The organism is Mycobacterium sp., from assembly GCF_035653355.1.
Lineage (GTDB): Bacteria > Actinomycetota > Actinomycetes > Mycobacteriales > Mycobacteriaceae > Mycobacterium.
In genome coordinates, this window is record NZ_DASRBZ010000346.1 from 1 (window position 1) to 2630 (window position 2630).

2 protein-coding genes are annotated in these 2630 nt (G+C 60.9%); both read left to right on the forward strand.

Going from position 1 to position 2630, the window contains the following annotated elements; genetic code table 11:
- Nucleotides 1-805 (forward strand): ABC transporter permease (locus tag VFA16_RS12100; RefSeq protein WP_324968043.1); only part of this gene is annotated, 805 nt, incomplete at its 5' end.
- Between the two features lie 4 nt (nucleotides 806-809).
- On the forward strand, nucleotides 810-2630 hold a 1821-nt coding region (locus VFA16_RS12105; protein WP_324968044.1), incomplete at its 3' end, for an ABC transporter ATP-binding protein.

Below are 2630 nucleotides of genomic sequence, written 5' to 3' on the forward strand. Positions count from 1 at the left end.
CAAGCTCGCCGTGGTGGGTCTCGGAATCATCGTGGCGTTCATCGTTTTCTGCTATGCGGGTCCGCTGATCTATCACACTGACCAGGTACACATCGAGCTGTCTCAGGCCGCGCTAGCGCCCTCCGCTGCGCATCCGCTGGGCACCAACGAGGTGGGCTACGACCAACTCGGCAGGTTGATGGTCGGCGGCCAGACCTCCCTAGAGGTGGGAGTCGCCGCTGCCTTGCTGGCCACCTTCTTCGGCACGGTGTGGGGCGCGATTGCCGGTTACGCAGGTGGTCTCATCGATTCCGCGATGATGCGCGTTGTCGATGCGCTGCTCGCGGTGCCTGCGCTGTTCCTGCTGTTGTTCCTCGCCTCGATCGCCCGCCCCACACCTGGGCTGCTGATCTTGGTGATTGCCCTGGTGTCTTGGCTTGGTCCGGCGCGCTTGGTACGTGGCGCCGCATTGAGCCTGCGTACGCGGGACTTCGTGACATCGGCACGGCTGATGGGTGGCGGGCCGTGGCGCGCTGTCTTCCGGCACATCGCACCGAACGCCATCGGCACCGTGGTCGTGAATGCGACCTTCCAGGTGGCAGACGCGATCCTGATCCTGGCCGCGCTGAGCTTCCTCGGCCTCGGTATACCGCCACCTGCCGCGAACTGGGGAGATATGCTCTCCAGCGGCATTAGCTATACCTACGCCGGTTACTGGTGGCTGATCTACCCACCGGGCTTGGCCATTGTCTGTGTCGTGATCGCGTTCAACTTCCTCGGTGACGCATTACGGGATTCATTCGACGTTCGGTTACAAAAGAGGTAGACCGGTGAATCCTGTGGTGACTGTTGTCGACCTACACACTGATATCACACTGCGCAAGGGTGTGGTGCACCCGGTAGGCGGTGTAAATTTCATCGTCCGCGAAGGCGAAAGTCTTGGCATTGTCGGTGAGTCCGGTTGCGGTAAGACCATGACGGCGCTTTCGATCATGCGACTGTTACCACCTGGTGGTAAAATCGTTAGTGGCTCGATCGCGCTGGGGGACGTCAATCTCACCGCTCTGGACGAAGCCGGTATGCGTAAAGTCCGCGGCAACCGGATCGGCATGATTTTCCAGGATCCGATGACGTCGCTGAACCCATGCTTGACTATTGGCGATCAGGTTTCAGAAACCGTTCTGCTGCACCGGGAAGTGACCCGGGAACAAGCGCGCGAGCGCGCCGCTGAGGTGCTCGACCTCGTCGGGCTGCCGCACGCCAGAGAACGGATGAACTCCTACCCGCACCTACTGTCTGGCGGAATGCGCCAGCGCGTGGTTATCGCGATGGCGCTGGCTTGCGAGCCCGAACTGTTGATTGCCGACGAACCGACAACGGCGCTTGATGCCACCATCCAGAAGCAAATACTTGAGCTCATCGATGATCTGCGTCGCCGTCTGGGCATGGCGGTCATTTTGGTGACGCATGACCTCGGTGTCATCGCCGGACACACCGATCGGGTAGCGGTGATGTACGCGGGAAAGATCGTGGAGACCAGCCCGACTCCGGAGCTGTTCGCCAACCCGCGGCATCCCTACACTGAAGCGCTTTTCCGTGCACGACCCGAGAATGTGGATCCGGACCGCAGGCTTTACGCTATTCCGGGCCTGCCGCCCGATTTATCGGACCCTCCGCGCGGCTGCCGGTTCGCCGTGCGCTGTGCCTATGCCACCGACGAATGCCGGGCCCAAGAGCCCGAGCTCACCGCCAGCAACCACTCGTTCGCCTGCTTCCACCCACTGGACAGCAAACAACAGGTGGCGCCGAACCCGCCTACGCCACTGGCGACCACTCAGCAAGCCGCCCCTGTTCTGGAGGTACGCAACCTCGTCCGGGAATTTCCCGTCACTTCGAACGGTGTGCTGCAACGCAAAATCGGTGCAATAAGCGCGGTGGCGGACGTGTCGTTTACCGTCAGCGCCGAAGAGACGTTCGGTCTTGTCGGTGAATCAGGCTGCGGCAAGAGTACCGTCAGCAGGTTGCTCGTCGCCGCCGACACGCCAACGTCCGGCTCGATCATTTTCGACGGCGTGGAGATCACCGGCAAATCTAATCGGGAGCTTCGCAAATATCGCGGAAATTTCCAGCTGATGTTCCAGGATCCTTACGCTTCGCTGGATCCTCGCATGCGCGTGGGCTCAATCCTGCGTGAACCACTGGTTATTCAGCATCGCGGATCCACCGTTGAGCAGGAAAACACTGTGGTCAGGTTGCTCGACGAGGTAGGGCTGCCGCGCACCGCCGTGCATCAATACCCCCATGAATTCTCCGGTGGGCAGCGTCAACGTATCGGGCTTGCCCGCGCGCTCGCGTTGCGACCGAAATTGATCGTGGCAGATGAGCCGGTGTCCGCCCTGGACGTTTCGGTGCAGGCGCAAATCCTCAACCTGATGCGGGACCTGCAACGTGAACACCAGCTGACCTATGTGTTCATCTCGCATGACCTGTCCGTAGTGCGTTATGTGGCCACCACCATCGGCGTGATGTACCTGGGCAAGCTGGTGGAAATCGGTCCGGCCGAGCAGGTGTACACAGCTGCAGTGCATCCCTACACGCGAGGCTTGATCGATACAATTCCGCTGGCTGATCCTGAACGCGAACGGCACAAG